The 21189-nt window shown below is 70.3% G+C and carries 27 protein-coding genes; 17 read left to right on the forward strand and 10 right to left on the reverse strand.

Annotated elements, in window-relative coordinates; all coding sequences use genetic code 11:
• The first annotated feature begins 3 nt into the window (after positions 1 to 3).
• From ACFQW8_RS10135 to ACFQW8_RS10145, 3 genes are read left to right on the forward strand one after another with little or no spacing between them, the layout of a single operon-like run.
• Complete coding sequence (locus tag ACFQW8_RS10135; protein ID WP_380087034.1) at positions 4 to 252, forward strand: hypothetical protein; 249 nt, start codon at positions 4 to 6, stop codon at positions 250 to 252.
• 32 nt (positions 253 to 284) lie between these two features.
• Positions 285 to 728 carry an SRPBCC family protein gene (locus ACFQW8_RS10140; protein ID WP_380087035.1) on the forward strand — a complete coding sequence of 148 codons (444 nt, stop codon included), beginning with the start codon at positions 285 to 287 and terminating at the stop codon, positions 726 to 728.
• Positions 725 to 910, forward strand: coding sequence for a hypothetical protein (locus ACFQW8_RS10145; RefSeq protein WP_380087036.1), 186 nt, complete (start codon positions 725 to 727; stop codon positions 908 to 910). The genes ACFQW8_RS10140 and ACFQW8_RS10145 overlap by 4 nt, the downstream gene beginning before the upstream one ends.
• 37 nt (positions 911 to 947) lie before the next feature.
• On the opposite strand, the gene ACFQW8_RS10150 is transcribed toward ACFQW8_RS10145, so the two are convergent.
• The 4 genes from ACFQW8_RS10150 to ACFQW8_RS10165 all read right to left on the reverse strand — a co-directional run bounded on the left by ACFQW8_RS10150 (position 948) and on the right by ACFQW8_RS10165 (position 4893).
• Positions 948 to 1751, reverse strand: a complete 804-nt coding sequence (locus ACFQW8_RS10150) for an anti-sigma factor (protein ID WP_380087037.1) — start codon at positions 1749 to 1751, stop codon at positions 948 to 950.
• A complete protein-coding gene (sigK, locus tag ACFQW8_RS10155; RefSeq protein ID WP_380087038.1) occupies positions 1748 to 2350 on the reverse strand; it encodes an ECF RNA polymerase sigma factor SigK in 603 nt (200 codons plus the stop codon). Before sigK ends, ACFQW8_RS10150 begins: the two co-directional genes overlap by 4 nt.
• A 50-nt stretch (positions 2351 to 2400) precedes the next feature.
• Positions 2401 to 3057 carry a fasciclin domain-containing protein gene (locus tag ACFQW8_RS10160; protein ID WP_380087039.1) on the reverse strand — a complete coding sequence of 219 codons (657 nt, stop codon included), beginning with the start codon at positions 3055 to 3057 and terminating at the stop codon, positions 2401 to 2403.
• A gap of 234 nt (positions 3058 to 3291) precedes the next feature.
• Positions 3292 to 4893, reverse strand: coding sequence for a molybdopterin-dependent oxidoreductase (locus ACFQW8_RS10165; RefSeq protein ID WP_380087040.1), 1602 nt, complete (start codon positions 4891 to 4893; stop codon positions 3292 to 3294).
• A gap of 96 nt (positions 4894 to 4989) precedes the next feature.
• Between ACFQW8_RS10165 and purF the strand changes: the two genes are divergently transcribed.
• From purF to ACFQW8_RS10195, 6 genes are all read left to right on the forward strand, one after another.
• The gene (gene purF, locus ACFQW8_RS10170; RefSeq protein WP_380087041.1) at positions 4990 to 6564 is read left to right on the forward strand and encodes an amidophosphoribosyltransferase; all 1575 of its coding nucleotides are present in this window, start codon (positions 4990 to 4992) and stop codon (positions 6562 to 6564) included.
• Positions 6565 to 6589: 25 nt separating this feature from the next.
• Complete coding sequence (purM, locus tag ACFQW8_RS10175) at positions 6590 to 7714, forward strand: phosphoribosylformylglycinamidine cyclo-ligase (protein ID WP_380087042.1); 1125 nt, start codon at positions 6590 to 6592, stop codon at positions 7712 to 7714.
• A 109-nt stretch (positions 7715 to 7823) separates the two neighbouring features.
• Positions 7824 to 8873 (forward strand): channel-forming protein ArfA/OmpATb, encoded by a 1050-nt coding sequence (gene arfA, locus ACFQW8_RS10180; RefSeq protein ID WP_380087044.1) that lies wholly within the window; start codon positions 7824 to 7826, stop codon positions 8871 to 8873.
• 11 nt (positions 8874 to 8884) lie between these two features.
• The gene (gene arfB, locus ACFQW8_RS10185; protein ID WP_380087046.1) at positions 8885 to 9040 is read left to right on the forward strand and encodes a channel accessory protein ArfB; all 156 of its coding nucleotides are present in this window, start codon (positions 8885 to 8887) and stop codon (positions 9038 to 9040) included.
• A complete protein-coding gene (arfC, locus tag ACFQW8_RS10190) occupies positions 9037 to 9384 on the forward strand; it encodes a channel accessory protein ArfC (RefSeq protein WP_380087048.1) in 348 nt (115 codons plus the stop codon). The genes arfB and arfC overlap by 4 nt, the downstream gene beginning before the upstream one ends.
• Positions 9385 to 9482: 98 nt before the next feature.
• Positions 9483 to 9824, forward strand: coding sequence for a hypothetical protein (locus ACFQW8_RS10195; RefSeq protein ID WP_380087050.1), 342 nt, complete (start codon positions 9483 to 9485; stop codon positions 9822 to 9824).
• A 14-nt stretch (positions 9825 to 9838) separates the two neighbouring features.
• Here ACFQW8_RS10195 and ACFQW8_RS10200 read toward each other — a convergent pair whose 3' ends face one another.
• From ACFQW8_RS10200 to ACFQW8_RS10225, 6 genes are all read right to left on the reverse strand, one after another.
• Positions 9839 to 10393 carry a cysteine hydrolase family protein gene (locus tag ACFQW8_RS10200; protein ID WP_380087052.1) on the reverse strand — a complete coding sequence of 185 codons (555 nt, stop codon included), beginning with the start codon at positions 10391 to 10393 and terminating at the stop codon, positions 9839 to 9841.
• Positions 10390 to 11883, reverse strand: coding sequence for a purine-cytosine permease family protein (locus tag ACFQW8_RS10205; protein WP_380087053.1), 1494 nt, complete (start codon positions 11881 to 11883; stop codon positions 10390 to 10392). The genes ACFQW8_RS10200 and ACFQW8_RS10205 overlap by 4 nt, the downstream gene beginning before the upstream one ends.
• An 85-nt stretch (positions 11884 to 11968) precedes the next feature.
• Positions 11969 to 12163: a DUF3073 domain-containing protein gene (locus ACFQW8_RS10210; protein ID WP_380087054.1), complete on the reverse strand. Its 195-nt coding sequence runs from the start codon at positions 12161 to 12163 to the stop codon at positions 11969 to 11971.
• A 188-nt stretch (positions 12164 to 12351) separates the two neighbouring features.
• A complete protein-coding gene (locus ACFQW8_RS10215; protein ID WP_380087056.1) occupies positions 12352 to 13470 on the reverse strand; it encodes a Glu/Leu/Phe/Val family dehydrogenase in 1119 nt (372 codons plus the stop codon).
• A gap of 109 nt (positions 13471 to 13579) precedes the next feature.
• On the reverse strand, positions 13580 to 14251 hold the full coding sequence (locus ACFQW8_RS10220; protein WP_380087058.1) for a DUF6766 family protein: 672 nt from the start codon (positions 14249 to 14251) through the stop codon (positions 13580 to 13582).
• An 85-nt stretch (positions 14252 to 14336) separates the two neighbouring features.
• Complete coding sequence (locus tag ACFQW8_RS10225) at positions 14337 to 14774, reverse strand: hypothetical protein (RefSeq protein WP_380087059.1); 438 nt, start codon at positions 14772 to 14774, stop codon at positions 14337 to 14339.
• A gap of 39 nt (positions 14775 to 14813) precedes the next feature.
• On the opposite strand from ACFQW8_RS10225, the gene fgd reads away from it, so the two are divergent.
• The 8 genes from fgd (at position 14814) to ACFQW8_RS10265 (ending at position 21175) form a co-directional block, all read left to right on the forward strand.
• Entirely contained in the window at positions 14814 to 15848 is a 1035-nt protein-coding gene (gene fgd / locus ACFQW8_RS10230) for a glucose-6-phosphate dehydrogenase (coenzyme-F420) (protein ID WP_380087060.1), read from the forward strand.
• Positions 15848 to 16369 carry a DoxX family protein gene (locus ACFQW8_RS10235; protein WP_380087062.1) on the forward strand — a complete coding sequence of 174 codons (522 nt, stop codon included), beginning with the start codon at positions 15848 to 15850 and terminating at the stop codon, positions 16367 to 16369. The genes fgd and ACFQW8_RS10235 overlap by 1 nt, the downstream gene beginning before the upstream one ends.
• Positions 16366 to 17133 (forward strand): enoyl-CoA hydratase-related protein, encoded by a 768-nt coding sequence (locus tag ACFQW8_RS10240; protein ID WP_380087064.1) that lies wholly within the window; start codon positions 16366 to 16368, stop codon positions 17131 to 17133. Before ACFQW8_RS10235 ends, ACFQW8_RS10240 begins: the two co-directional genes overlap by 4 nt.
• Positions 17130 to 18110, forward strand: coding sequence for a glucosyl-3-phosphoglycerate synthase (locus tag ACFQW8_RS10245; RefSeq protein ID WP_380087066.1), 981 nt, complete (start codon positions 17130 to 17132; stop codon positions 18108 to 18110). Before ACFQW8_RS10240 ends, ACFQW8_RS10245 begins: the two co-directional genes overlap by 4 nt.
• Entirely contained in the window at positions 18107 to 18979 is an 873-nt protein-coding gene (gene folP / locus ACFQW8_RS10250) for a dihydropteroate synthase (RefSeq protein WP_380087067.1), read from the forward strand. Before ACFQW8_RS10245 ends, folP begins: the two co-directional genes overlap by 4 nt.
• Positions 18976 to 19635 carry a hypothetical protein gene (locus tag ACFQW8_RS10255; protein ID WP_380087069.1) on the forward strand — a complete coding sequence of 220 codons (660 nt, stop codon included), beginning with the start codon at positions 18976 to 18978 and terminating at the stop codon, positions 19633 to 19635. Before folP ends, ACFQW8_RS10255 begins: the two co-directional genes overlap by 4 nt.
• Positions 19636 to 19755: 120 nt before the next feature.
• On the forward strand, positions 19756 to 20781 hold the full coding sequence (locus ACFQW8_RS10260) for an FG-GAP repeat domain-containing protein (protein WP_380087070.1): 1026 nt from the start codon (positions 19756 to 19758) through the stop codon (positions 20779 to 20781).
• A gap of 112 nt (positions 20782 to 20893) precedes the next feature.
• Entirely contained in the window at positions 20894 to 21175 is a 282-nt protein-coding gene (locus ACFQW8_RS10265; RefSeq protein WP_380087072.1) for a DUF4287 domain-containing protein, read from the forward strand.
• Positions 21176 to 21189: the final 14 nt, after the last annotated feature.

A 21189-nucleotide genomic window follows, 5' to 3' on the forward strand; every position in this document is an offset into this window, starting at 1 on the left:
GTCGTGAGCAGCCAGGTCCGTCGCCCCAACCACATCCGCGCCCTCGTCATCGGAGCGCTGGTGGGGTTCGCGCTGGGTGGCGCTCTCGGTGTCTATCGGGGTTTCGAGCCGTCGGCGCGCGTGGCGGCCGGCGAGTACTCCACGTCGACCGCCGTCGGCTATCTGGGTCTGCTCGGAGCCCTCGTCGTCGGCCTCCTGGCCGCTGGCATCTCGGTGCTGGTCGAGACCCTGTCGGAGCGCCGGAACCGCTGACACCGAGCGGACGTGCGCAGTAGCGTTCCGCTGTGGAGTACACCCAGGAGATCGTCGTGAACGTCCCTCGCGGCCGGTTCGTCGAGCTCTTCGACGACCCCGCCAACCTCGCCAAGTGGCAGGAGGGGCTGATCTCGTTCGAGCCCCTGACTGGCGAGCCCGGTCATCCCGGGGCCACGTCCCGGCTGACCTTCAAGCGCGGCCGGGGCACGATGGAGATGATCGAGACCGTCACCCGTCGTGAGCTGCCCCACCTCTTCGAGGGCACCTACGACGCCAAGGGCGTGCACAACGTCTCTCGTCACGAGTTCCACGAGGACGGACCTGATGCCACCCGATGGGTTGCCCACAACGTCTTCGAGTTCACCGGCGCGATGAAGGTCGTCGGGGTGCTCTTCGGCCGGTCCTTCCCGAAGGCGAGCCACAAGTACCTGGTGGCGTTCAAGGACTTCGCCGAGTCGCAGCCGAAGTCATGAGCTCCGGCGCGCGGTGGGCTCTGGGCGCCGTCCTCATCGTCCTCGGCACGATCTGGACCCTTCAGGGTCTGGGGGTCGTCGGTGGCAGCGCCATGTCCGGAGTGACGTTGTGGGCGGTCGTCGGACCACTCGTGGTCGTCGCTGGGCTGACCCTGGCACTGAGCGGGCGTCGCCGCACGTGACGTCTGGCTCGACGGGCACGGCCGGGCGGTAGCAGAGTCAGGCGAAGGAGAAGAGGGCGACCGGGTCGCTCGTCGGCTTGTCGGACCCGCTGGCAGGCTCGAGCGTGATGCCGGCACCGGTCGCCACGGTCGCGTCTCCCTGCAGCGGGATGGTCACGGCCCCGCTGCCCTTGACGAGGCCGGCGCTGACCATGCCGCGGCCGGGCATGTCGAACCACAGCTGGTAGGCCTTGCCGAACGGCGCCGCAGGCATCGAGTCGGCGACAAGCACGGCCTTCTTGTGCGAAGGGCTGCGGACGATCGTGATCTGCGAGCCGTTCATCGGCTGGTCGACGCGCTGGGCGTCGTCGGAACGGAGCACCTGCTCGGTCGCGGTGAGCTGCTCGGGCTGGTCGTTCCAGGGCTGCCAGACGGCTCCGCCCACGGCGAAGACGGCGGCGGCCGCTGCAGCGGCGAGCCAGGGCTGGACCCGCAACCGGCGGCGGGCCGAGAGCTCGTCGACGGGAGCCGGGGATGGGGTTGCCGTGGGGGACACGGGGGAGGGCTCGACCGACGTGGACGATGCCGTCGGGGCGCTCTGTCCGGTCTCGCCCTGGGTGGCCGAGGCGATCGGCGAGAGCTGGCGGGTCTGCGAGATGGCCGCCAGGACCGAGGCACGCATCGGAGGGGGCGGAGGCAGCTCGACGTCGACAGCCATGGCTGCGGCGGCGGCCTGCAGCTCGGCCACCTCGGCGCGGCAGTCCTCGCACAGGTCCAGGTGGATCTCGAAGGAGCGTCGCTCCTCGTCCGTCACGGCGTTGACGGCATATGCACCTGCAAGTGCGTGCGTGTCTGGGTTCATGCCGTCACCTCCAATGTGTCTCGAAGTCTGATGAGTCCGTCTCGGATCCGGGTCTTGGCCGTCCCGAGCGGAATGCCCAGGAGTGCTGCCACCTCGGTGTGCGTGTGTCCGCCGAGGTAGGCCAGCTCGACCGCGCCCCGCTGGGTCTCGGTCAGGGTGGCCAGCGCGCGACGCACGCGTTGCTGGTCGAGCCGTACTTCCACCTCTTCGAGGGTCGAGTCGTGCTCTCGTTCAGTGGTGTTCATCTCGTAAGTCACTTCACGTGCCTTGCTGGCCTCGGCCGAGCGAACCCGGTCCACGGCCTTGCGGTGCGCGATGGTGAGCATCCACGAGAGGGGCGAACCTCTCGACGGGTCGAAGCGTGTGCAGTGCCGCCAGATGTCGAGGAAGGCCTCTTGGGTGACCTCTTCGCTCTGTGCCCGGTCACGGACGACTCGGACGACGAGGCCGTGGATCCTGGCCGCGGTGGCGTCGTAGAGCTGGGCGAAGGCTGACTCGTCACCGCGAGCGGATCGGGTCAGCAGTGCTCCGAGATCCGGTCCCATGGCAGCAGCCGGTGCGGACGTGTTGCCTGATCCGACTGCTGCCATGATGACCATGATTGCCTACTTCGCTTCGTGCGTACTCATCGAGCCCGTGTGACCGTCGATCACATGGCCGGGAGCAGGACCTTGTCGACGATGTAGACCGTGGCGTTGGCGGTCTGGACGTTGCCACAGATGACGCTGGCGTCGCCGACCTTGAAGTCCTCGCCGCTGCCGGAGACGGTGATCGTCCCGCCACCGAGCGTCTTCTGCTCGCCGGCGATCATGTCGGGGCCGATCTTGCCGGCGATGACGTGGTTGGTGAGCACCTTGGTGAGCAGACCCTTGGGGTCGGCCATCGCGGCGTCCATCGTCGCCTTGGGCAGGGCAGCGAACGCGCTGTCGATCGGCGCGAACACCGTGAGGGCCTTCTCGCCGTTGAGGGTGTCGACGAGGCCGGCCTCACCGACTGCGGTGACGAGCGTCTTGAGGAGCGGGTTGGCGCTGGCGGCGGTGGCCACCGGGGCGGTGGACATGCCGTCGAACGAACCGGCGCCCGAGGCGGGGACCTGGGCGCAGCCAGGACCGAAGGGCTTGCCCGCCATGGCGTCGGTGGAAGCCGACTCCGAGGGGGACTCCGACGGGGTCTCCGAGGGGGTGGGCTCGGACGTGGTCGACGAGGACGACGCGGCGTCCGGCTCGTCGGAGCTGCCACAGGCCGCGAGCCCGAGGGGCAGCGTCAGGGCGAGAGCGAGGGCGGCGGTGCGGGTAGTGAGCTTCATGGTGGTCTCCTCAGTGCGGGTTGGCGTACACCTCTTATTCGCCGCCACCTGTTGACCGGATTGGCTGTGACACAACCTTTCTCGGATTTCTACCGCTGGGTATGCCGTACGCCCACCTCCTGCTCCCGGCCCACCTCGCCTTGTGCTCCCCCATGACGGACAGCGAAGGGTCCGGAGGGAGAATCTCCCTCCGGACCCTTCAGTTCCCCTCATGGGGAGCAAAAGTCGTGACAGCTACTCGACGTTGACGGGGATGGAGTGCCAGCCCGTGGCCCCACGTGGGAAGGGGGAGGCCCTCTTCTCGACCTGCACGGCTCCGGTGAGGTCCGTGGCCCGCACGGTGATGTCGTGGAGCCCTGCGGGTGCGTCCCACTCGAGGAACCACTGCCGCCAGTAGTCGATGTTGGCGTCCGGGCCGAGGGTGGCCTTCTGCCACGGCCCGTCGTCGATGCGGATCTCGACCTTCTCGATGCCGCGGCCCTGGGCCCAGGCGACCCCACCGATGACGGTCTTGCCGGCCTTGAGCTGGGCCAGGCCGCGGGGGGTGTCGATGCGGGACTGGGTGATGACCCGCCCGTCGATGGCCCAGTCGCGCTCGGTCCAGTAGGCCTTCTTGGCGGCATACGTCGTGGCCGTGAGGCTCTCGAGCCACTTGGTCGACCCGACGAAGCCGAAGAGTCCGGGCGTGACGAGCCGCACGGGGTAGCCGTGGCGGCGAGGGAGCGCCTCGCCGTTCATGCCGATCGCGAGAAGTGCGTCGCGGTCGTCGGTCAGGGCCTGGACCGGTGTCGAGATGGTCATGCCGTCGACCGAGGTGCTGAGGATCTGGTCGACGCCGGAGCGCACGCCGGCCTTCTCGAGCAGCTCGCGCACGGGGACGCCGAGCCAGCGGGCGCCACCGATGTAGCCTCCACCGACCTCGTTGCTGACGCAGCACATCGTGATGTCCTTCTCGATGAGCGGCATCGCGCTGAGCTCGGCATAGGTGAGGGTGAAGGGGTTGTCGACGTCGCCGTCGATCCTCAGCTCCCAGGAGTCGGGGTCGACTCGAGGGATGACCAGGGCCGTGTCGATGCGATAGAAGTCCTTGTTGGCGGTGCGCCACTTCGTCAGGCCGGGCACCTTGCCCTCGATGCCCGCGGGGAGCGGCGCGAGCGGCTCGGTGGCGCCCGGGAGGGCAACCGTCGACGGCGCGATCGCGTCGCTCGTGAGCTTCTGCCCGAGGCCGCCGACGGCGGCTGCTCCGACCGTCGCCCCACCGGCTCCGAGGAGGAAGGCGCGCCGCCCTGCGGGGCTCGGCTCGCCGGTCGCCCGGGCGTTGTGGTCGGTAGGGCTCTCGACGGCGTGACGGTCAGTGCCCTGACCCTCGGTGGCTTCGGCGCCCCCAGCGCGCGGAAGGAGTCGCAGCAGGGCGCCGAGCACGAGCACGCCGACGAGGCCGGTGACCAGTCCGGGGATGACGTCGGTCTGCCCGGCGGTGGGTCGCAGCACGGCAGCGGCGGCGGCGAGCGCGGCGAGGACCACGATCATGAGTCGGCCGACGGTGGGGTGGCGACGGGACACGAGCCCCGCCACGGCGGCAAAGATGAGGGTGACGACGGCGACGCTGCCGATGAGGATCGGCTTGTCCGCGGTGCCCATCGTCCGGACCGCCCACTCCTTGACCGGTGTGGGCGTGGCGTCGATGACCTGTGAGCCCACGGCGAGCACGGGTGAGGACTCGGGCGCCACGAAGGCAGCGACGAGGTGGCCGGCAGCGGCGCCGGAAGCGGCTGCGAGGAGCCCGCTCACGGCATACGGCCATCGTGCCGGTCTGGTGCGAGCGGGAGTGTCCATGGCAAGCCATTCGGAGCAGGGGCGGGAGGTGGATGGGTCGCACAGGCCCGCACCTCGCCGTGTCGGCGTCCCGGGAACTCGTGGGACACTGGGAGTGTGGCACGCGGAGACGGACGACTGACCCACGACCTGATGCCCGGCGAGAAGGGGCCGCAGGACGCCTGCGGCGTCTTCGGAGTATGGGCCCCCGGCGAGGAGGTCGCCAAGCTCACCTACTACGGCCTCTACGCGTTGCAGCACCGTGGCCAGGAGTCCGCTGGCATCGCGACGAGCAACGGCCGACGCCTGCTGGTCTACAAGGACATGGGGCTGGTCTCCCAGGTCTTCGACGAGCGCTCCCTGGGCTCGCTGACCGGTCATCTCGCCATCGGCCACTGCCGCTACTCGACGACGGGTGCCTCGACCTGGGAGAACGCCCAGCCGACCCTCGGGGGCCACGACGGCGGCACCCTCGCCCTGGCGCACAACGGCAACCTCATCAACTCGGCCGAGCTGCGTGACCTCGTCGACGAGGCGTCGGGCACGAGCCGCCACCGTGGTGAGATCGGCCGGGGCAACACCACCGACACCGCCCTCGTGACCGCACTGCTCACCGCCGACCCCGACCGCACCGTCGAGGCCGCGGCCCTCGACGTGCTCCCCAGGCTGCGCGGCGCCTTCTGCTTCGTCTTCATGAACGAGCACACCCTGTATGCCGCCCGCGACCCCCAGGGGATCCGTCCCCTGGTCCTCGGTCGCCTCGAGCGCGGCTGGGTCGTCGCGTCCGAGACCGCCGCGCTCGACATCGTCGGTGCCTCCTTCATCCGCGAGGTCGAGCCGGGCGAGCTCATCGCCATCGACGAGGACGGGCTGCGCTCGCAGCGCTTCGCCGAGACCGACCGCAAGGGCTGTGTCTTCGAGTACGTCTACCTCGCCCGCCCGGACACCACGATCAACGGCCAGGTCGTGCACGAGGCCCGGGTCGAGATGGGCCGTGCCCTGGCCCGCGAACACCCCGTCGAGGCCGACCTCGTCATGCCGACGCCGGAGTCGGGCACCCCGGCGGCGATCGGCTATGCGCAGGAGTCGGGCATCCCCTATGGCCAGGGGCTGGTCAAGAACGCCTACGTCGGACGCACGTTCATCGCGCCCTCGCAGACCATCCGACAGCTCGGCATCCGGCTCAAGCTCAACCCGCTCAAGGACGTCATCAAGGGCAAGCGCCTCATCGTCGTCGACGACTCGATCGTGCGCGGCAACACCCAGCGCGCACTCGTCCGGATGCTGCGCGAAGCAGGTGCAGCCGAGGTCCACGTGCGCATCTCGTCGCCGCCGGTGCGCTGGCCCTGCTTCTACGGCATCGACTTCGCGACCCGGGCCGAGCTCATCGCCACCGGCATCGGGGTCGAGGAGGTCTGCAACTCCATCGGTGCCGACTCGCTCGGCTACATCTCCGAGGACGGCATGATCGCAGCGACCAACCAGGAGCGTGAGCGGCTCTGCACGGCCTGCTTCACCGGTGTCTACCCGTTGGAGCTGCCGTCGTCCGACCGGCTCGGCAAGGGTCTGCTCGAGCTCGAGTTCCCCGTGGACGAGGGCGGCACCGACCCGACCGATGCCGGCACGCTCGACGTCGAGCGGGTCTCCGTCACGGCCTCCGGCGGTGCGGCAGAGGCCGTCCGGCGCCCGTGACCGCCCGACCTCTAGGCTGACCGGCGTGAGCGACCAGGGCGAACAGATCACCTATGCCGCGGCAGGAGTCGACGTCGAGGCCGGTGACAAGGCCGTCGAGCTGATGAAGGCCGACGTCAGGCGCGCGACCCGGCCCGAGGTGCTCGGCGGGCTCGGTGGCTTCGCGGGCATGTTCGACGCCAGCGCCATCGCCCGCATGGACCGCCCGGTCCTCGCGACGAGCACGGACGGTGTCGGCACCAAGGTCGCCATCGCCCAGGCCCTCGACATCCACGACACCATCGGTTTCGATCTCGTCGGCATGGTCGTCGACGACATCGTCGTGTGCGGCGCCGAGCCGCTCTTCATGACCGACTACATCGCGACGGGCAAGGTCGTGCCCGAGCGCATCGCCGCCATCGTGGGCGGCATAGCCCGGGCCTGCGAGCAGGCCGGTGTCGCCCTCGTCGGTGGCGAGACCGCCGAGCACCCGGGCCTGCTCGAGCCGGACGAGTACGACGTCGCCGGCGCCGCGACCGGTGTCGTGGAGTATGCCGCCGTGCTGGGTCCGCAGCGCGTCCGTCCCGGAGACGTGGTGCTGGGGCTGGCCAGCTCGGGCCTGCACTCCAACGGCTACTCGCTCGTGCGCAAGGTCATCGAGCAGGCCGGCTGGTCACTCGACCGGCACGTCGACGAGTTCGGCCGGACGCTGGGCGAGGAGCTGCTCGAGCCCACGCGGGTCTACTCCCGCGACCTGCTCGACCTCATCGGCACCGACGACCTCGACATCCATGCGCTCTCCCACGTCACCGGTGGAGGGCTGGCGGCCAACCTCGCCCGGGTCCTGCCCGACGACGTCTTCGCCCGGGTCGACCGGGCCACCTGGACCCCACCCGCGGTCTTCTCGACGGTCCAGTCGCTCGGTCGCGTGCCTCGGGCCGACATCGAGCGCACGCTCAACATGGGCGTCGGCTTCGTGGCGATGCTGCCCGCTGATCAGACCGACCTGGCGGTGTCCACGTTGGCCAGGAGCGGCATCGCGGCCTGGCCGATGGGTGAGGTGACGGCGCTCGAGGGCGCGCCCATCGAGGACGGCGTCGAGGTGGTCCGGGGCGCCAAGGGAGTCGACGGCGGCTCGGTGCAGGTCGTCGGTTCGCACCCCACGGCCTGACCTGACGACCTCTCGCCCTGATCTTTTCGCTTCGGCGCTATTGCCGGAGGCCAGGTCGGGGTATGACGCCTCCACGCAGGCCCCCGCGCCTGGTGACGTGAGAGGCCACATGAACGTTCCAGAGAACCCCCGACCCCGTGACGACGACGAGCGCCGTCGCGTGGCAGGTGAGCCCGGCGCCGCCCGCGTGGACACGACCGCCACCGCGGCCACGGGCGGGGAGACCGTCACCCGCCGCTACCGTCGCGGCCTCGGCGCCCCTTGGTGGCTGGCGCTCGTCGGCGTGCCCGCCATCCTCGCCGCCGTCGGCCTGGGCCTGGACGGTGACGACGACGCCCGCGCTGCGGAGCCGTCGACCTCACAGAGTCCCGGCGGAGACGCCGCCGACGCTGACGCGCAGCCCTTCTCGGTCAAGCGCGTCGGCAACGAGGTGACGCTGGAGGGAACGGTCCCGGATGAAGCGGCCCGGACCACGATCGTGGACGAGGTCAAGGCGAGGATTCCGGGCGTGAACGTGGTGGACAACATGCAGGTCAGGGCTGGTGCCCCCGCGGCCGGAGCCGCGGTCACCGCCCTCGCCGACGCCGCCAGCGCCGAGGACTTCTCGCTCGAGGCCGACGGGGAGACCGTCGTGCTCAAGGGGGTGGCCGCCTCCGAGGAGGCCAAGGCAGCCGCCGAGACCGCCGCGAAGTCGGCTTTCCCCAAAGCCGCGGTGGACAACCAGCTCACTGTCGGGGCCGGAGCCTCCCCCTCCGCCAGCCCGAGCGCCTCGCCGAGTGCCGGCGGCGACGGCTGCGCCACGCTCGCGAGCGACATCAAGGAGATCACGGCCCGCACCAAGATCACCTTCCCGGACGACGGGGCGACGCCGACACCGGCCTCGCAGACCGCGCTCAAGCAGATCGCGCAGACGTGGAGGACGTGTCCCGAGGCGCCGGTCGTCGATGTCCGGGGCTACACGAGCGCCCCCGGCAGCGCGCAGAAGAACCTGCGGCTCAGCGAGGAGCGAGCCCGGAGCGTGCGCGCCGCCCTCATCAAGGGTGGCATCGCCGCCGACAAGGTCGTGGCCAAAGGCTACGGCGAGACCAAGTTTATCGCACCGAACTCGACGGAGGCCGGTCGCGAGGCCAACCGACGCGTCGAGATCACGGTCGGCTGAGGAGGCCCCCTATGACCGAGTTCCTGATCCAGTGGTTCTGGTACCTCATCGCTTTCGCGCTGGGTGCCCTCGTGGCGTGGCTGGCAGCCCGCCGCATCAAACCCACCAGTGAGGACGAGGCCTTCGCGGATCTCCCGCGCGCCACGAGGATCGGAGAGCACCGATGAGTGACGTCAGCTGGTGGCTCATGTTGCTGTCCTTCGTCCTCGGGGCGGTCATCACCTGGTTCTGGGTGGTCCGCCGGGCCACCCGTCAGGTCGCGCCCGTGGTCCGGCGTGAACACCACGTCGTCACCCCTACGACGACCGCACGGGTCCACCACGGCAGCGCCGGCTCGGACGCCCACGGCGTCACGCCGGCGGGCCGGGGGATCAAGGGTCATCGCGGGTCGCGCCGCTTCCACACCGAGGACAGCCCCGAGTACCGCGACACCCACGCGGAGGAGTGGTTCGAGGACGAGGAGTCCGCCCGCCGCGCCGGTTACACCCGGTGGGACGAGCGCAACCGCTGACGCCGAGCTTATCGGCCGGGTCGGACCCAGCGCCGCGCCGTCGGCCATGAGTACCCGACCTAGTGACATGACACCCGGCGGGGGAGCATCCTCGGACCATGTCAGGTTCAAGGCCGCTCAGTGCGCGATGGTGGGCCGTCGGCGTGCTGTCTGCCGCGACGCTGGTGCTGGCCGGGTACCTCACGTTGGTGATCGTCGCCGCCTGGCTCCTGGTGTCGGCGGTGGATGCCGTCAGGGACGTGGAGACCGCGGCGCTCGACCTCACGTCACTCCTGCTGGACGTGGCGCCGGGCGTGCTCGTCGGGTGGGGTGTCGGGCTCGCGGCGGCCGCGCTGCTGGGTCGCGGTGAGTCCATGCAGCCTCGGGGCGCGGGTGTCGCAGCAGGGTCGCTCGGTGCCTTGGTGGGCGTGGCAGTGCTCGCCGTCACCGGCGTCCTCTGACCAGCGGACGAACTTCAGAGGACGATGATCTGGGGCGCGAACAGCGCCATGGCGCGCAGCGCCTGCTCGTGCGCGGCGATCCCGGAGCCGGCGCAGGCCTCGGCCACGACCCGCACCTTCGCCCCTGCGTCGCCCGCCGGGATGGCGGTCGCGATGACGCAGCAGTCGGTGGCGACCCCGGCGAGGGCGATGCGAGGCTGGTCGCCGACGACCGAACGCAGCTGTGGACCCCATTTGCCGAAGGTCCCCTCGGTGACCACATGGTCGGCGAGAGACGCGAGCTCCGGCACGACGGCATACAGGGGGTCCTCGTCGGGGACGAGTGCGAACGGCCACTCGTCGTAGTAGTCCGCCCACGAGCCGCCGAGCCCCGGGTCGGCGACGAAGCGGGTCACGACCACACGACCGGCGTATGCCGTGGCGAGACGGGTGATGCGCGGCACCGTCTCTGCCCACATCGGCGATCCCCACGGGCTGGACTCCGGGTCGGCGAAGACCATCTGCGGGTCGACGATGACGAGCCACTCATCGTCGAGGGGCTCCACGGCGTCGACGGGTGTCGGGGTCACGCCCGGCTCTCCTGGCGCTGCACCGTGCCCCGCCGGGCGACATAGGTGAGCACGAACGACAGGAGGAACGCGAGCAGGACACCGAGGTTGGCGTAGGCGAAGGTGCCCTCCCAGTAGGACCCGGCGGGGTCATCGATAAACGTGCCCAGACCGAGCGGGTCGAGCAGGAAGCCCTGCCAGTTGTTCCACGCGGCGTCGTCGGCGTAGCTGTTGACGACCAGTCCCCAGCCGAGCACGGAGGTCGCGACCATCGTCCCGATCGACACCCAGTCGAAGGCTCCGTAGCGGCCGGTCGAGTCGAAGAGGGCGTCGTCGTCGTAGTCACGCCGGCGCAGCGCGATGTCGGCGATCATGATCCCCGCCCACGAGGCGAGCGGGACGCCGAGGGTGATGAGGAAGGACTGGAACGGCCCGAGGAAGTCCTCCGCCACGAAGACGACGAAGAACGTGCCGAGGGTGAGGATGATGCCGTCGACGAGAGCCGCCAGGGGGCGCGGGATCCGCACCCCCAGCGAGAGCAGGGTGAGCCCGGACGAGTAGATGCCGAGGACAGCTCCCGAGACGAGCGAGAGGACCGCCGCGAGAAGGAAGGGCACGAGGACCCAGGTCGGGAGCAGCGTGGCCAGGGTGCCGATCGGGTCGGCACCGATGCCCTCGAGCACGGCGGGGTCGGACCCGGCGAGGGCGAGCCCGAAGGTCACGAGCAGGACGGGGGCCAGGGCGCCACCGAAGGTGTTCCAGCCGACGATCGCGGCGCCGCTCGCATCACGGTGCTGGTATCGCGACCAGTCGGCCGCGATGTTGATCCAGCCCAGGCCGAATCCGGTCATGACCATGACGAAGGCCCCGATCGTGGCGCCGATGCCCCCGGCCGGCATCGCCGACACGGCCGACCAGTCGACGTCACCGACGGTCATGGCGATGTAGAGGAGCGTGATGGCGCCGGTGACCCACGTGAGGACCGACTGCATCCGCATGATGACGTGGTAGCCGGCCACGGCGGCAGCGACGATCAGCGCGGCGACGACGACGGAGGCGACGATCTTGGTGGCGGTTCCGCCGCCCCACCCCAGCCGCTCGAAGATCGTCGAGGTCGCGAGCACGGCGAGAATGGCCAGCGCGGTCTCCCAGCCGATCGAGACCAGCCAGGAGACGACGCCGGGCACTTTCTGTCCCTTGACGCCGAACGCGGCACGAGAGAGGACCATCGTCGGCGCCGAGCCGCGTTTGCCGGCGATGGCGATGACCCCGCACAGCGCGAACGAGACCACGATGCCGATGACCGTCACGACGACGGCCTGCCAGAAGGAGATGCCGAAGCCGAGGACGAAGGCCGCGTAGGAGATCCCGAACACCGACACGTTGGCGGCGAACCAGGGCCAGAAGAGATCTCGGGGTGCGGCGGTGCGTTCCGCCTCGTCGATGATCTCGATGCCGGTGGTCTCGACACCGAGCCGCTGGGCAGCCTCGGCAGTGCGCACGTCAGTCATGCCCGAGAGCATCTCAGACCTCAGGCAACAGAACGCACGAGTCGCGCGAGGACAGGCAAAAGAGGATCGAGCGGACCATCAGGCGTCAACGACGTCCGCTGGCCCACTTGTCGTAGTCGTCGTCCTCGTCGCCGTCCGGCTCGGCGACCCGAGTCGAGGGCAGCGTCGAGGAACTGCCGTGGAGTTCGCGCTCAAGCGAACTCAGGTCAGTGTCGGGGCTGTAGTACTTCAGCTCCCGTGCCACCTTGGTCTGCTTGGCTTTTGCTCGGCCGCGCCCCATGGCGAGACCCCCTTGTGCGTCTGCCGGGCGACATACCCGAAGGGACGGCCCCGAGGGGTCATCCCAAGTCGAGCTGTGGTCCCGGGAATCGTGTGTTTGTCGTGGGGTCAACGCTACAGCAGGCCAAGGTGATTCCGCTCCAGGGGTCGACTCTTGGGACGGTGTCGCCCGACACGTCGGGCGCCTGCTCAGCGGTGGGGCAGCCAGATGGTCGACAACCCGGCCCGCATGCGCTCCTCGGCGATGTGGTCGGCCGCCGCGGCAGAGGTCTCGCCACGCTCGTCGGCCGTGCGCAGGACCTCGAGGGTGTGCTCGAAGATCGCGGTCGCGCCGACCTTGGCCCGGTCGAAGTCGAAGCCGCGCAGCTCGTCGCTCACCTGGATGACACCGCCGGCGTTGACCAGGAAGTCGGGGCAGTAGGTGATGCCACGGGCCACCAGTCGGTCGGCGGTTCCCCCGTCACCCTCGGTGACGAGCTGGTTGTTGGCGCCACCACACACGATGCGGGCCCTCAGGACGTCGACGGTGTCGTCGTCCAGCGCGCCCCCGAGGGCGCACGGGGCGTAGACGTCGAGGTCGTCGCGCACGAGGGCGGCGACGTCTCCCGAGGTCTCGATACCCGGGTGGACCGCCTGGAGGGCCGTGACGGCGGCGGCGTTCACGTCGGTCACGACGACCTGCGCTCCGTCCTCGACGAGGTGGCCGGCGAGGATGCGCCCCACCTTGCCCACGCCGGCGATGCCGACGCGGCGGCCGCGCAGCGTCGGCTCGCCCCAGGTGTGCTGGGCGGCGGCGCGCATGCCCTGGAAGACGCCGTATGCCGTGAGCACCGACGAGTCTCCTGCTCCACCGTTCTCGAGAGAGCGGCCGGTGGCGAAACGGGTGGTCTCGGCCACGACGTCCATGTCCTGCACGTAGGTGCCCACGTCACAGGCCGTGACGTAGCGCCCGCCCAGGCTCTCGACGAACCGGCCGTAGGACCGCAGCAGCTCGGGGGTCTTGAGGGTCGACGGGTCGCCGATGATGACGGCCTTGCCGCCGCCGTGGGGGATGCCCGCGACCGCGTTCTTGTAGGACATCCCACGGGAGAGGCGCAGGACGTCGGCGAGCGCCTCGTCGTCGGTCGCGTAGGGGTAGAACCGGGTGCCACCGAGGGCCGGGCCGAGGGCGGTGTTGTGGATCGCGATGATCGCGCGCAGGCCGGACGCGGGGTCGGAGCAGTGGATGACCTGTTCATGCTCAGCCAGCGAGGGGTTCGACGGGGCGGTCGGACGCGCGGGAGCGGAGGTCGTGGGCGACGCGGTCACGGTGGTGACTCCTTTGTCAGTGCTGGGCCGCGGGATGACGCAGCGTGGGGCATGCGTGGGTCTCACGCAGGTCCCAGCCTAGGCCTGTGGCACGTCACCGACGTCGCGCTCAGCCCTCGGTCCCGGTCGCCTCGTGGGATGCGCCGACCGGCTTCGACTCCGGGGAGCCCCGCTCGCGCAGGTAGATCGAGAGGACGACCATGCTCGCGACCGCGAGGAACTCGGACTGCCAGTTCTGGAACGTCCTGCTCCAGAAGTCCGGCGCGGCGAGATAGTCGCCCCAGCCCAGAGGTGCCTTGAGGTCGCGGATCTGGTCTGCGTTGTATGCCGCGTGGCCCGCCACGAACTGAGCCGCCCACGACCCGACGAAGATCGCGGCCATGACGAGCCCGAGGGAGTGCGAGTAGAGGCCGCGCCGCCAGCCATCCACCTTCGCCCATGCGGGAGAGTCGGGTGTGGCGTAGCGCCCGACCTGTTGGTCCTTGTCGCTCTCCCGGCCCACCTTGTCCAGCTCCTTGGACTCTGGAGACCCCTTCTGGACGAACCAGACGGTGAGCACGATGAAGAGGAGGAACTGGAGGTACTCGGACTGCCAGTTCTCGGCGAGGTCGACGGCGAAGCTCGAGGACGCGAGGTACTCGCCCATCCCGATGGTCGCGAGTCCGTGGTCCCGGGCGTCACCGTTCGTGCCTGCCAGTCCCGAGAGCGCCTGACCCACGAGGGCGAGCACCAGCAGGGCCCCGAAGGCGAGGGCGAGCCCGTGGCTGCGCAGACGTCTCATCGACCGGTCACTCCCATGACGAGGCACCACGTGAGCCCGGCCACGATGAAGAGCAGCCACCCGATGAACGACCAGCGCATCGCCCTCACCGACCTTCGATGGTGCAGTCGTAGGGAAGGTCCTCGCCGCGAGGCGTGCATCCGGCCGCGGTCACCCGCCAGCCGTCGTCGAACCGCGCGAGGAAGATCGCCTTGTCGCCGGACCGGGCTATCGCGTCCCGGCCGTAGACCTCGACGTCGAGCGCGTCACCATCCGGGGCGGAGGCTGCAGCGTCGCTGACGAGGTCCGTGCACTCCTCGCCGTCGCCGGCGAGCTCCTCTGTCGTGGCCGGTGCCAGCATGGCGCACGCCTCCGCCGGAGCCGAGCTCGTGGCGAGCACGAAGCCGGAGGCGGTGGACCGGACCGCCTCCTGCTCGACCGACCCGCGCCCGGCGCAGCCGCTCAGCGACACGAGCGCGAGCAGAGCCGCCCCGGAGAGGGCAAGTCGCGGCATACGTCGTCGTTGGCCCAGGTGGTCAAGCACCTCGTCACTATGGCACCGGCATGGGAGAGGATGGGGGACATGCGCATCGGCTACAAGGCTTCGGCGGAGCAGTTCGCCCCCTCCGACCTGGCGGCATACGCCGTGCTCGCCGAGGAGCTGGGACTGGACTCCGTCACGATCTCGGACCACTTCCAACCCTGGCGGCTCGAGGGCGGCCACGCGCCCAACTCCCTCGCCTGGCTGTCGTGGGTCGCGGCCCGCACCGAGCGGGTCATGCTCGGGACGTCGGTCATGACCCCCACCTACCGCTACAACCCGGCCGTCGTGGCGCAGACGTTCGCGACGCTGGGGTGCCTCGCGCCCGGCCGCATCATGCTGGGTGTCGGCACGGGTGAGGCGCTCAACGAGGTGGCCGTGGGTTCGGTGCCGGAGAGCGGATGGCCTGAGTTCAAAGAGCGCTACGCCCGTCTGCGGGAGTCGGTCAGGCTGATGCGCGCACTGTGGACCGAGGAGTCGGTGACGTTCGAGGGCGACTACTACCGGACTGAGGACGCGCGGATCTTCGACCGCCCGGATGCCCCGATCCCCGTCTACATCGCTGCCGGTGGTCCGCTCGTCGCGCGGTATGCCGGCCGGTCCGGTGACGGTTTCATCTGCACCTCGGGCAAGGGGCGCGAGCTCTACGCCGACAAGCTGCTGCCCGCCGTGGCCGAGGGTCTCGGCAAGGCCGACCGGGTCGGCGGCGACATCGACCGGATGATCGAGATCAAGGTGTCGTGGGACCCGGACGCCGACCAGGCCCTCGAGAACACCCGCTTCTGGGCGCCCCTCTCGCTGACCGCAGAGCAGAAGCACTCGATCCACAGCCCCATGGAGATGGAGAAGGCCGCGGACGAGCTGCCCATCGAGCAGGTCGCGCAGCGTTGGATCGTGGCGTCGAAGCCCGATGACGTGGTCGCTGCGGTCAAGGAGTACACCGACCTCGGCTTCGACCACCTCGTGCTCCACGGACCCGGCCACGACCAGGAGCGCTTCCTGCGCACCCTCACCGAGCAGGTCCTGCCGGGGCTGCGCGAGCTCGTGCCCGCCGACCTGACCGAGGAGCGCCACTGATGGACGCCACCGCGATCTCCTCCACCGAGCTCGACGTCGCGTCGCTGGTCATCCGGCTGGCACTCGGACCGATGCTCGTCCTGCACGGCCTCAACAAGGTGCAGGGCGGGCTCGCCGGGACGGCTGGCTGGTTCGAGTCGCTTGGCCTCAGGCCCGGCTGGCTGCATGCCCGCGTCGCTGCCGCGACCGAGATCGGCGCCGGCCTCATCGTGACGCTCGGCCTGCTCAACGGACTCGGCGCCATGGCCTTCGTCGGTCTCATGACGGTTGCTGCGCTCACCGACCACCGGGGCAAGGGCTACTTCATCTTCAAGGGCGGCGCCGAGTACGTCGTGCTCGTGGGCATCGTCGCCGTGGCCCTCGCCGTGCTCGGTCCGGGTCGGTGGTCGCTCGACCACGCCCTCGGGTGGGACCTGGCCGGGCTCGGCTGGGGCGTGATCGCCCTGGTGGGTGGCCTCGCTGCGGCCGCGGGGCTCCTCGTCACCTCCTATCGCCCGGACGCCACGAAGACGGACGCATGACCCACGCCGGAGTGACCGTGGCGGTGGAGGGAGCGGTCGGGCGCATCACGTTCGCCATGCCGGACCGGCTCAACTCCCTGGACCCGTCGATGCTCGACACCCTGACCACCGAGGTCGCCCGGATCGACGCGGACCCGGCGGTGCGGGTCATCGTCCTGTCGGGCGAGGGGCGCGCGTTCTCGGCCGGGGCGAACATCGTCCCCTACGAGGAGATCGGCGACCTGGATGCCACGCTGTTCGGCCTGGGCTCCGCGGTTCGCGCGATGGTCGAGGCACGCACGCCCGTGCTGGCGCTCGTCCCCGGTGTCGCAGCGGGGGCGGGGTTGTCCATCGCACTCGCCGCTGACTATGTGCTCGTCGGCGACGACGCCACCCTCCTCCTGGCCTTCGGCGCCCTCGGTCTCATGCCTGATGGCGGCGCGACCGCACTCGTGGTGGCGTCCATCGGCCGCGCTCGCGCCCTGCGCCTTGCCCTGACCGGCGAGAGGATCAGCGGAGCCACTGCCGCCGCCTGGGGCCTCGTCGCGGAGTCCGTCGCTGCAGAGGGGTTCTCGGCTCGCGCCGACGAGCTGACGTCGCAGTTTGCTGCTCTGGCACCCGACGGCACCGCGCTCACGACCGCGGCCATCACGGATGCGGCGCTCGACCTTGCTGGCGCGCTCGACCGCGAGGAGCGCGGCCAGCACGCCCTGCTGCGCAGCGACAACTTCGTGGAGGGCCTCACCGCCTTCCGCGAGAAGCGCCGCCCGACGTTCGGCGCGTGACGACCGCGATGGGCGAGGGGGCAGGCGGCGGGGAGCGGACGGCATACGCGGCATCCGACTGGACGCCCGAGGACCTGGTCGAGGTCAAGGGGGACCGGACGGTCTCCGTCGTCATCCCGGCCAGGAACGAGGCAGGCACGGTCGGTGGTGTCGTCGAGCGGATCCTCGCCGACTTCGTGGCGGCGGACGGGGGCGGGCTCGTCGACGAGGTGGTCGTCATCGACTCCGACTCCACTGATGCCACGGCCGCGGTCGCCCGCGACTCAGGCGCGAAGGTGTTCTCTGCCAGGGGCATTCGGCCGGAGCTCGGCAGCGTCGAGGGCAAGGGCGAGGCGCTGTGGAAGTCGCAGTTCGTCACGTCCGGCGACCTCGTCGTCTTCGTCGACGCCGACCTCGTCGACTGGGGGACGCACTTCGTCACCGGCCTCCTCGGGCCGCTGCTCACCCGGGATGACGTGCATCTGGTGAAGGCGGTCTATGACCGGCCGATGCTCGACGCGTCCGGGCATGAGGAGGAGAGCGGGGGGCGGGTGACCGAGCTCGTCGCGCGTCCGTGGCTCGCGATCCACCGACCCGAATTGGCCGGCATCGTCCAGCCGCTCTCGGGGGAGTGGGCGATCCGTCGGGCGAGTCTGGCGACCTTCTCGGTGCCCGTCGGCTACGGCGTCGAGATCGCCGCCGTCCTCGACACGGCCGACCGGTTCGGCGTCGGGGCGATCGCGCAGGTGGACCTGGGGCTGCGCACCCACCGACACCACCGCCATGACACGCTCGGTCCCATGGCGGTCCAGGTCCTCGTCGCAGCGGACCGCCGACGGGTCGGTCCGGCCGGTGAGCAGGCCGCGCCTGCCTCGACGGTGGGCCTCACGCAGTACGCCCGCGGCCCGGCCGGGTTCGAGCCGCACGTCACCGCCGTGGCGACAGGGGAACGGCCTCCGGCCGACACGGTGGGTATGCCGTCCGTGAGGCGCCGATGAGCGCGTTCACCTTCCGTCTCGGGTCGCGCACGTTCGACGCGACGTCGCGGCTCGTCATGGCCATCGTCAACCGGACGCCGGACTCCTTCTATGACAAGGGGTCGACCTGGGGTGAGGACGCGGCCCTCGACCGGGTGCGCGAGGTCGTGGCGCAGGGAGCCGACATCGTCGACATCGGCGGGATCAAGGCGGCTCCCGGGGCGGAGGTCGGGGCCGACGAGGAGAAGGCACGGGTCGTCGACTTCGTTGCCGCTGTGCGCGCCGAGCATCCCGACCTGCTCATCAGCGTCGACACGTGGCGGGCCTCGGTCGGCCGAGCCGTCCTCGAGGTCGGGGCGGACATCCTCAACGACGCCTGGGGCGGGGCGGACCCCGAGCTCGTCACTGTGGCGGCCGAGTTCGACGCCGCGGTCGTGTGCACCCACACCGGTGGCGTGGCGCCGAGGACGAGGCCGCACCGGATCGAGTACGACGACGTCGTCGAGTCCGTCGTGCAGTCCCTTGTGGCACAGGCTGATCGGGCAGTGTCCGTCGGTGTGGCCCGCGACCGGATCGTCATCGACCCCGCCCACGACTTCGGCAAGAACTCGTGGCACTCGCTCGAGGTGACGAGGCGGCTCGACGAGCTCGTGGCCCTGGACCGGCCGCTGCTCGTCTCGCTCTCCAACAAGGACTTCGTCGGTGAGGCGCTCGACCTGCCCGTGGGGGAGCGCCTGACGGGAACCCTTGCGGCGACGGCGATCTCGGCGTGGCACGGCGCCCACATCTATCGCGTTCACGAGGTCGTCGAGACTCGGCAGGTGCTCGACATGGTGTCGGTCATCGCCGGTGACCTGCCGCCCGCGCGGGCGGCCCGGGGGCTCGCATGATCACCGACGTCGTCATCGTGCCCGGGGCCCCGTTGCTGCTTCCGGAGTACCAGGGGCGGACGGCGGCCCTGCCGGACCTGCTCGGGTCCTGCGTCGATGTCGTCCGCGGCGCCGTCGCGTCGGCGCACCACGTCGTCGTCGTGCACGCCACCGACCGGGAGCCGCGCAGCACGAAGCCGGCGATCGGCCTTCGAGTGGCCGACCGTCTCCTCGCAGCGACCCATGAGAACTTCGACGTCGAGCACGTCGGAGTGTCGTGGGACGCCACCCGTGAGGAATGTGTCTCGCTCGGCCAAGCTCTCGACTTCGCCAGTGCCACAACGTTGCTCGTCGTCGCTGATGGATCAGCCTGTCGGACCGAGAAGGCGCCGGGGCATCTTGATCCTCGGGCGGCTGCGCTCGACGACACGATCGTCGATGCCATTCGCGGAAGCGCCGAGGGCGGGCTGGAACGCCTCCTCGAGCTCGACGCCGCGCTGTGCGCCGAGCTGCTCGTGGCCGGCCGGGCGCCTCTGCAGGTCCTTGCCGCGGCTTTGGGCGCTCAGGCGAACGGCGGCTCGCACGGCGACCGGACGGCATACCGGGTGGAGTCGTGCGAGGTGAGTGACCCGTTCGGCGTGCTCTACGTCGTCGCCCATCTCACATCTGAGGGCTGACCTGGGTATTGGCGATTGGGCTCCGAGGGCGGCGACGGAGTGCTTGACTTCGGCTCATCAGGATCTGGGTGGCGGGAACGATTGCCAGCACTCACGTCAACGCCGTCGTTGGAGACCACCATGGTTCGTTCCGTCCGCGTCGCAACGGTTCTGTCGTTGCTCGTGAGCATGCTCGGCCTCGCGGCCGCCCCGTCGTCCGGAGCCACCCGGGTCATCACCTCCACCATCGGGTGGGGGACGCAGGGAGATGTCCCCGTCGCTGCGAACTTCTTCGGGGATGCCCGCAGCGACCTCGCCGTGTGGAGACCGTCGACCGGCGTCTGGCACGTCCGAGGGATGGGGTCGGTCGCCTGGGGGCGCGCCGGGGACATCCCGGTCGCTGCCGACTACACGGGGGACGGCCGAGCCGATCTGGCGGTCTTCCGCCCCTCCGACGGAGGCTGGTACATCCGGGGAAGGGCGATGGTCCGCTGGGGCGTGAAGGGAGACAGGCCCGTCGCTGCCGACTACACCGGTGACGGGCGGGCCGACATCGCCGTCTTCCGGCCGTCGACCGGTCAGTGGCTCGTTCGCGGAGGGTCGACCACAGCGTGGGGACGTGCGGGCGACCTCCCGAAGCCGGCTCAGTACGTGGGAGACCGACGTGCCGACCTGGCTGTGTTCCGTCCCTCTACGGGACAGTGGTTCGTCAGGGGGGCGAGCACGTTCGCGTGGGGCACCGCGGGTGACGTGCCGGTGCCAGCCACGTTCTTGAGCACCAGTGCCAACAGCCTCGCGGTCTGGCGGCCCGGCACAGGGGTGTGGTTCGTGCGGGGTGGCTCATCCATCGCCTGGGGCAGGGCCGGCGACGTCCCACAGACCGGCAACTTCCTCGGTACGGCCGTGGCTGACCATGTCGTGTGGCGCCCCTCGAACGGCACGTGGTACATCCGCGGCGTGGAGAACTACACGGCCACGCCGACGTCGCCCCCGCCGCCTCCCCCACCCTCGGCCGGCTGTGACTCGGCCTATCCCGGGGTGTGCATCCCTCCGCCTCCACCGGACCTCGACTGTGGTGACATCACCTATCGGCGGTTCGTCGTGCTGCCTGCGGACCCGCACAACTTCGACTCCGACAGTGACGGGATCGGCTGCGAGACGCTCTGAGGCTCGCGGCGAGGCTGACTCGGCAAGACTTGTTGCGTCAGGTCGAAAACCCTGGGCCTCGTTCGGCACCATGAGTGTCAGGCATGATCCGCACGCACGACCAGGAGTCACCATGTCCTTCCAGGCCTACCTCGACGCCGCTGAGAAGAAGACCGGCCACACCCCGCAGGAGCTCGTGGACCAGGCCCACGCGCGCGGCTTCGGGCCGGACACGAAGTCCGGCGAGATCCTTGCCTGGCTCGCCGATGCTCATGGGCTCGGCCGCGGGCACGGCATGGCGTTGGTGCACGTGATCAAGAACGGCGCCGGCATCTCCGACAAGCACGTCGGCACGACCGGGACGCATCGGGACGACTCGGACATGCTGCGGTTGGACGGCATCGCGAACCGCTGAGCCGCGCCCTACCC

It is taken from the genome of Knoellia altitudinis (assembly GCF_042666355.1).
In the GTDB taxonomy this organism is placed as follows: Bacteria; Actinomycetota; Actinomycetes; order Actinomycetales; family Dermatophilaceae; genus Knoellia; species Knoellia altitudinis.

Bases quoted from the DNA above. Each gene is read 5' to 3' on its own strand.
- ACFQW8_RS10210 (WP_380087054.1), bottom strand. From the start codon at position 12,163: ATGGGGCGCGGCCGAGCAAAAGCCAAGCAGACCAAGGTGGCACGGGAG.
- ACFQW8_RS10265 (WP_380087072.1), top strand. From the start codon at position 20,894: ATGTCCTTCCAGGCCTACCTCGACGCCGCTGAGAAGAAGACCGGCCAC.
- arfC (WP_380087048.1), top strand. From the start codon at position 9,037: ATGAGTGACGTCAGCTGGTGGCTCATGTTGCTGTCCTTCGTCCTCGGG.
- ACFQW8_RS10195 (WP_380087050.1), top strand. From the start codon at position 9,483: ATGTCAGGTTCAAGGCCGCTCAGTGCGCGATGGTGGGCCGTCGGCGTG.
- arfA (WP_380087044.1), top strand. From the start codon at position 7,824: ATGAACGTTCCAGAGAACCCCCGACCCCGTGACGACGACGAGCGCCGT.
- ACFQW8_RS10260 (WP_380087070.1), top strand. From the start codon at position 19,756: ATGGTTCGTTCCGTCCGCGTCGCAACGGTTCTGTCGTTGCTCGTGAGC.
- ACFQW8_RS10220 (WP_380087058.1), bottom strand. From the start codon at position 14,251: ATGAGACGTCTGCGCAGCCACGGGCTCGCCCTCGCCTTCGGGGCCCTG.
- ACFQW8_RS10145 (WP_380087036.1), top strand. From the start codon at position 725: ATGAGCTCCGGCGCGCGGTGGGCTCTGGGCGCCGTCCTCATCGTCCTC.
- ACFQW8_RS10150 (WP_380087037.1), bottom strand. From the start codon at position 1,751: ATGAACCCAGACACGCACGCACTTGCAGGTGCATATGCCGTCAACGCC.
- sigK (WP_380087038.1), bottom strand. From the start codon at position 2,350: ATGGTCATCATGGCAGCAGTCGGATCAGGCAACACGTCCGCACCGGCT.
- folP (WP_380087067.1), top strand. From the start codon at position 18,107: ATGAGCGCGTTCACCTTCCGTCTCGGGTCGCGCACGTTCGACGCGACG.
- ACFQW8_RS10240 (WP_380087064.1), top strand. From the start codon at position 16,366: ATGACCCACGCCGGAGTGACCGTGGCGGTGGAGGGAGCGGTCGGGCGC.
- fgd (WP_380087060.1), top strand. From the start codon at position 14,814: ATGCGCATCGGCTACAAGGCTTCGGCGGAGCAGTTCGCCCCCTCCGAC.
- ACFQW8_RS10235 (WP_380087062.1), top strand. From the start codon at position 15,848: ATGGACGCCACCGCGATCTCCTCCACCGAGCTCGACGTCGCGTCGCTG.
- ACFQW8_RS10165 (WP_380087040.1), bottom strand. From the start codon at position 4,893: ATGGACACTCCCGCTCGCACCAGACCGGCACGATGGCCGTATGCCGTG.
- arfB (WP_380087046.1), top strand. From the start codon at position 8,885: ATGACCGAGTTCCTGATCCAGTGGTTCTGGTACCTCATCGCTTTCGCG.
- ACFQW8_RS10255 (WP_380087069.1), top strand. From the start codon at position 18,976: ATGATCACCGACGTCGTCATCGTGCCCGGGGCCCCGTTGCTGCTTCCG.
- ACFQW8_RS10160 (WP_380087039.1), bottom strand. From the start codon at position 3,057: ATGAAGCTCACTACCCGCACCGCCGCCCTCGCTCTCGCCCTGACGCTG.
- ACFQW8_RS10205 (WP_380087053.1), bottom strand. From the start codon at position 11,883: ATGACTGACGTGCGCACTGCCGAGGCTGCCCAGCGGCTCGGTGTCGAG.